Source organism: Bacillus glycinifermentans (assembly GCF_001042475.2).
In the GTDB taxonomy this organism is placed as follows: Bacteria; Bacillota; Bacilli; order Bacillales; family Bacillaceae; genus Bacillus; species Bacillus glycinifermentans.
Map to the genome: position 1 here is coordinate 435,892 of NZ_LECW02000001.1, position 6,134 is coordinate 442,025.

A 6,134-nucleotide genomic window follows, 5' to 3' on the forward strand; every position below is an offset into this window, starting at 1 on the left:
GTGGCTGTGATGAAGAAAAAAAGGATTCTGATTGTATCGGCTATTGTGTTGCTGTTTTTAACTGTTGCTTCAGCTGTAACGGTATTTTCGGCTGACGGAGACACCACCACGCAGCCAAAAATCGAAAAAGCTGGCGGCGTGGAATTGAAGGTGAAAAGGTTTCCTATCTCACGCTATCAAGCGAATAATGAAGCATCTGACGATTTAATCAAGGGGGCGTTTGTTGGACTGACAAACGTCACTTTTTCTTTTGCAGGAAACATTGTCCGTGTGGTTGATGCGGGAATGGATATTTTATATAACTTGCAACCAATTGACGAGTTCGCAAATTCTATTACAAACGTCTCTAAAACAGTTTATAAAACCCTGAAAAAGAATTTCGGTGAAGCCTTATTCATCTTCACGTGCGCCTATGTTGTCTACCTGTTCTGTGTGAGAGGTAGCGTAAAAGAAGCAATGCGACGGAGTATTCTATTTATTTGTGTCATGGTGATCGGCGGGCTTTGGATGTCAAACGCTGGTTATTACATGAAAGCGTTGAATGCCTTGTCTGTAGAAGCACAAGGAAAGCTTTTAACTGCGGGAAATGGATTGGTGGGCATTGTTCAAGATGAAGGGAATTTTGCTGACAGTTCTGCTATTGAAAAAGGAAAGGAAATGGAAGGCACAGTCGCAGTTATGCGTAATCTATACTTTGACATTGCTTTGATGAAGCCATTTCTAATCGTGAATTTTGGAGAAACAAGTGAAGCAAAAATTAATGAAAAAGGTGATTCGAAAGAGAAATTATCAAGGGTCGATAAATTGCTTTCATACAAGCTATCAAAAGACGGAGAAAAAGAAAAACAGAAGCATATAAAGGATACTGAAATTGAAGAATATGAAAATGAGTCTATGACCTCTGGGAATGTTTTTAATCAACTTGGAGAATCTTTTATTGCTGTGGTCGCTTCTATTGTCATTGGGATACCATTTTTAGCATTAGCTTTCTTTAACTTCTTGCTCCAAATAATCGCTCTAGTGATTGTATTCTTTGTACCATTCGCTTTCATCTTAGCGTATGTTCCCCAATTAGCTTACTCGGGATTTGTCACCCTTGGACGCTTGGGGAGTGTTTACCTACTAAAAGCAATGTTAGGGGTTATCGTTCTGTTTGTGTACGTGACTTGTTTTATCGTTGACAAGTTAATACCGCCAAATGGTTTTGGAATGTATCTTTTAAATGTTGCTGTCCTTGCCTCAATCTTGTGGATTGGTTTTCACAAGAGGGATGCCATTATCAAGTTTGTGACTGCTGGAAAAGTGGTTTCAGTTGATAATAATATGATGGAAAATATGAGACAAAACATTGTTCAGCCTGCTTGGGAACAAGCGAAAAAAATAGGTGGAACATTGGGTAACGGTGGGGGCGTATTTACTGACTTTGCAAAGAATTTTAAGGGGAGAAAAGATGGTTCGAATGCTGATGGCGTAAATGGTGCTCCAAGTGGAAGTGGTGGTAATTCACCGAGTGGTGCTGCTATGGGGTATGATAATACTCATGCTATTTCAAGGACCCCGCAAAAAGAGACTGCTAACGGAATATCTAATCATAATAGCCGAAACTTAAAACGAAATCCTCAAACTCTGTCGAAAGAACAAGAGAAACAAAAAGAAGCATTTGCGAATGCAAAAGAAAATAAACAGCAATCCCATTTAGACAGATTGAGAAAAGACGGAATAAACTCTCCTATGCTGAAGGACGTTTTGCAAGAAGGTAATGAAGAGTTATCCAAAAGAGCGCCTATATTACAGGATAAAAAGGATGAATCAGCTAGAACAGATCAAAAAGAATATGTTGAACAGCTTCTTAAACAGCCCGATAACCAGCAACAAACTGATGATGCACCATTACAACATGAAGAAGAAACTGCTTCTGATCGAGCACCAGTCTTACAAGAGAGTGATAAAGACACAGAACGTACTGATCAAAAAGCGTATGTTTATGAAGAACAAAACCAGAATCCTGAAACAGATATGCAAAAAGATTTTGAAGTCCAGAAAGATGATTCTGTTTCAAAAAGTGAACCTGTAGCACAAGAGAGATTAGCAGACATCAAACGTTCAGACCAAAAAGTCATAACGAGTCAATCTGAACCACAGAATGGCTTTGAAAGTTCTCAACCTACAAAAGTAGAGAATCAACCTGTTGTCAATAATGAACGAAAAACCAGACCATCTGAACCCGCAAAAGTTCATTCAGATGGTATTCGTGCTGAGAAAAAACAGACGGATGCACCTGCTGAAAGTAAGACTGTTTTAAGAGAAAATCAGCCTTCATCACAAACGATTAAGCGAACTGAACAAAACGTAAATACATTTGAACAAGTGTCTTTAAATGATATTGGAAGGCGCACCTCGTCAAAAGTTGAAGATCGACTGAGAAGGGATGAAAGAACAAGATGATAAGTAAAAAGGTAGTTCTTCCTTTGGTGTTCTCGGCTCCTTTTATCTTCTTTTTTGTTTTATGTATCGTAGTGGTTATGACGATTTCAAGGGAAAATCAAGTTGGAGACGATTTTATAGGCGGCGGGGATGGCGAATATGAAACGGTCGGGATTGCACCGGAAGTCGAACGATTTAGGGCTGTATTTGAGAAGTACGCACGTCAGGAAGGTGTTTTTGATCAAGTGAATATTATTATGGCGCTCACCATGCAAGAAAGTGGTGGGCGTTCTTTAGATATCATGCAAAGTTCCGAAAGTATCGGCTTACCTCCCAACTCCATAACTGACCCAGAACGTTCGATTGAAGTCGGCATTAAACATTTTAAGAAGGTTTTTAAACAGGCTGGCGGTGATGTTCGTTTAACCTTACAGGCATACAACTTTGGTTCTGGCTTTATAGACTATGTCAAAAAGAATGGCGGGAAATACACAAAGAAATTGGCACTTGATTTCAGCCGATTGCAAGCTTTTAAAATGGGCTGGAAAAGCTACGGTGACCCAAGTTATGTTGACCATGTCATGAGGTATGTGAAAGGTTCTGATAAAAATGTGAAGCCTGTGAATGGTTCTATGGATTTCTATGAAACGGTCATGAAAGAAGCTTTGAAATATGAAGGGCAACCGTATGCCTGGGGTGGTTCAAACCCGAAAACTGGATTTGATTGTTCGGGCCTTGTTCAGTGGTCTTTCGCCAAAGCCGGAATTACTCTTCCAAGAACAGCACAGGAACAACATGGGGCAACAAAGAAAATAAGTGAAAAAGAAGCCACTGCGGGTGACTTAGTGTTCTTTGGTGGCACATATGAAGGAAAAGCCATTACTCACGTCGGCATCTATGTAGGCAATGGCAGAATGTTTAATTCAAATGACAGTGGAATCGAATATTCTGATCTGAAATCAGGTTATTGGAGAGATCACCTTGTATCTTTTGGACGAATTAAATAACTAGGAGTGAAAAACATGAAAACACATATTGCATGGGCTTCGTCTTGTTTGTTATTAATATTGTTGACGGGATTTTTCACGAATGGACAGCAAACGTATAAGATTGAAAAGTTAAAGGATAAGAATGAAGTTTTGACAGAAAAAATTAAGGAATTGAACCATATAGAATCAATAAGCAGCGCTTCGGAAAACAAGGCATTTTTTGAAGCGTTTTTTAATTACTCGGACATAGATAAGCGATATGAGACAGTTAAGAAGCATACAACTGGAAAAGGATTTGACTATGCATTCCCTTCTCGCTCTGATCAAAAGCACACAGTCAGTGTGCAAAGTGAATTACTTTCTTTAGAGAGTTATTCAAAACCCTTAGATCAATCCCATGAATTGTTTTTGAACATTGTAGAAATCTCAACAACTGCAAATTCAGTTACTACGAATCAAGTTTTAATTGTTCAAACGACTATGAAAAAAGAAAAAGATGGTTGGTTAGTTGATAATGTGCAGGTTAAGGGAAATGGATAAAAGGTGGAAAAAATCGAAATGTTTGTTTATACTAAATATTGAAAAAGGAGGTAATGTTTATTTTGAAAAACCTTTTTATTTTCCTTAGTTTGATGATGATGTTCGTTTTAACTGCGTGCGGCGGCAATAAATATAATGATGCGATTGATGATGTAATCAATCAATATAAAGAATATAAAGGTGATGATACTAGAATAAATGTTTCGAGGGCTAATTCTATAGTTCGGGTTTACGATGGAGGAAAATATATTCAGTTCGCATTTTATATGCCTGATGATTCTTCTCGTGAATTAACTACTTTTAAATACTATGAAAAACTCGGAGACGAGTATAAAGAAATGAGCGACATGCCTGGAAATGGTGAAAATGATCGTCTTGGCTTATCAAAGAAAACACCTGACTATGAAGAAGCCAAAGGTAAAGAAACAAAGTTAGAGGAGTAAACCATGTGTTTGCTCCTCTTTTTTTCTGTTTATAAAAGGATTGCTACGATGTGTGCGTCAAGTCGCGAAAGTATTGGTATAACCGAAAAAAAAACCGCAAAGGAGTAGATATAATGTACCTTTTTGCAATTCATCTTTGTAAAATAAAGGGTGTTCTGACATAATACAATTAATGTAAATATTCGCACAATTTATGTAAGGATGGGGGAATTTTCTTGCGGGGTGTTTTCTTAGATAAAGATAAAATTCCGTACGACATAGTCACAAAAAAGTTAAATGAATGGTATACATCAATAAAAAATGATCAAGTTGAGCAAGCAGAGATTATAAAAACAGAAGTAGAGAAAGAATTGCTAAATATGGAAGAAAACCAAGATGCCTTGTTATATTATCAGCTATTAGATTTTAGACATGAGATAATGCTGAGTTATATGAATTCTAAGGAAATAGAAGATCTCCATAATGCTTATGAAACTATAAAAGAAATTGAGAAGCAAGGGCAATTAACTGGCATGTTGGAATACTATTTTTACTTTTTTAAGGGTATGTACGAGTTTAGACGTAAAGAATTAACTACAGCAATAAGTGCCTATCGAATAGCAGAATCAAAGTTGTCTGAAGTTGAGGATGAAATAGAAAAAGCAGAGTTTTTTTTCAAAGTGTCCTATGTATATTATTATATGAAACAAACATACTTCTCTATGAATTATGCAAATCGTGCACTCAAAATATTTAGAGAGTATGAAGAGTATGCTGTCCAGACTGTGCGTTGTCAATTTATTGTAGCAGGAAACTTGATCGATTCTTTAGAATATGAAAGAGCTTTGGAGCAATTTTTGAATTCTTTGGAAATCGCCAAGGAAAGTAATATAGATCATTTAATTGCAATGTCACACATGAATATTGGAATTTGTTATGATGAATTGAAAGAATATAAAAAGGCTTCACAACATTTAATCTTGGCTTTAGAAATTTTTGAAAAATCAAAACATAGTTTCCTAACAAAGACTTTATTCACTTTAACCTACGTTGAAGCAAAACAACAAAATTATGATGTTGCTTTGACATACTTTAGGAAAGGTCGATTTATTGCCGATAAAAGTGATGATAAGGAATACTCAGCGAAATTCAAAATATTAGAGGGATTATTTTTTTCTGATGGTGAGAATCAATTAATAAAGAATGCATTTTCATATCTAACTTCGAGAAAAATGTTTGCTGATGTTGAAAATTTTTCGATTGAAGTCGCTGATTATTTTCATGAACAAGGAAATTTAATGCTCTCTAATGAATATTATCGTATGAGTATTGAAGCAAGACGAAAAATTAAAAAAGGGGAGATTATTAATGAAAATCAGCCGGATTCTATTGGCAGCAGTCATTTTAAGTAGTGTGTTTTCAATAACTTATTTGCAAAGTAATCATAGTACAGAAGTCAAAGTGGCTGCAGATAGGGTAGGGGCATAAGGGTACTAAAAAAGGCTTAATCTTTGTTAAAAGGTTAAGCTTTTTTGGGCTATAAATGTAATCAACCAAAGGAGTCATCACTATTTAGCCCCCTAATGAATTTGGACACCTACTAAGAGTGGTTTTATACTTAAGGTTGCCAAATAAGGGGGCTTTTGTGATGCAAAGACGAAAACATTCTGCTGAATTTAAACAACAGGTGGTACAAGAAGCAATTGAAACAGGCAATAAAGCTTTGGTGGCGAGACGTCACGAGCTCAGTCCAAATCTC

At 36.5% G+C, this 6,134-nt stretch carries 7 protein-coding genes; all 7 read left to right on the plus strand.

The genetic code is table 11. The features are described 5' to 3' along the window. Entirely contained in the window at positions 1–2,445 is a 2,445-nt protein-coding gene (locus AB447_RS02115) for a CD3337/EF1877 family mobilome membrane protein (protein WP_156415956.1), read from the plus strand. Further along, a complete protein-coding gene (locus AB447_RS02120; protein WP_032730587.1) occupies positions 2,442–3,431 on the plus strand; it encodes a bifunctional lytic transglycosylase/C40 family peptidase in 990 nt (329 codons plus the stop codon). The genes AB447_RS02115 and AB447_RS02120 overlap by 4 nt, the downstream gene beginning before the upstream one ends. A gap of 15 nt (positions 3,432–3,446) precedes the next feature. Continuing rightward, a complete protein-coding gene (locus AB447_RS02125; protein ID WP_032730589.1) occupies positions 3,447–3,953 on the plus strand; it encodes a hypothetical protein in 507 nt (168 codons plus the stop codon). Between the two features lie 62 nt (positions 3,954–4,015). Further along, positions 4,016–4,396, plus strand: coding sequence for a cystatin-like fold lipoprotein (locus AB447_RS02130; RefSeq protein WP_072183628.1), 381 nt, complete (start codon positions 4,016–4,018; stop codon positions 4,394–4,396). 215 nt (positions 4,397–4,611) lie between these two features. Beyond that, positions 4,612–5,787: a response regulator aspartate phosphatase RapI gene (gene rapI, locus AB447_RS02135; protein ID WP_043858076.1), complete on the plus strand. Its 1,176-nt coding sequence runs from the start codon at positions 4,612–4,614 to the stop codon at positions 5,785–5,787. Further along, entirely contained in the window at positions 5,744–5,863 is a 120-nt protein-coding gene (locus AB447_RS24865) for a phosphatase (protein ID WP_082248664.1), read from the plus strand. The genes rapI and AB447_RS24865 overlap by 44 nt, the downstream gene beginning before the upstream one ends. A gap of 160 nt (positions 5,864–6,023) precedes the next feature. Beyond that, the coding region (locus tag AB447_RS27420) for a transposase (RefSeq protein WP_156415957.1) at positions 6,024–6,134 on the plus strand (111 nt) is incomplete at its 3' end.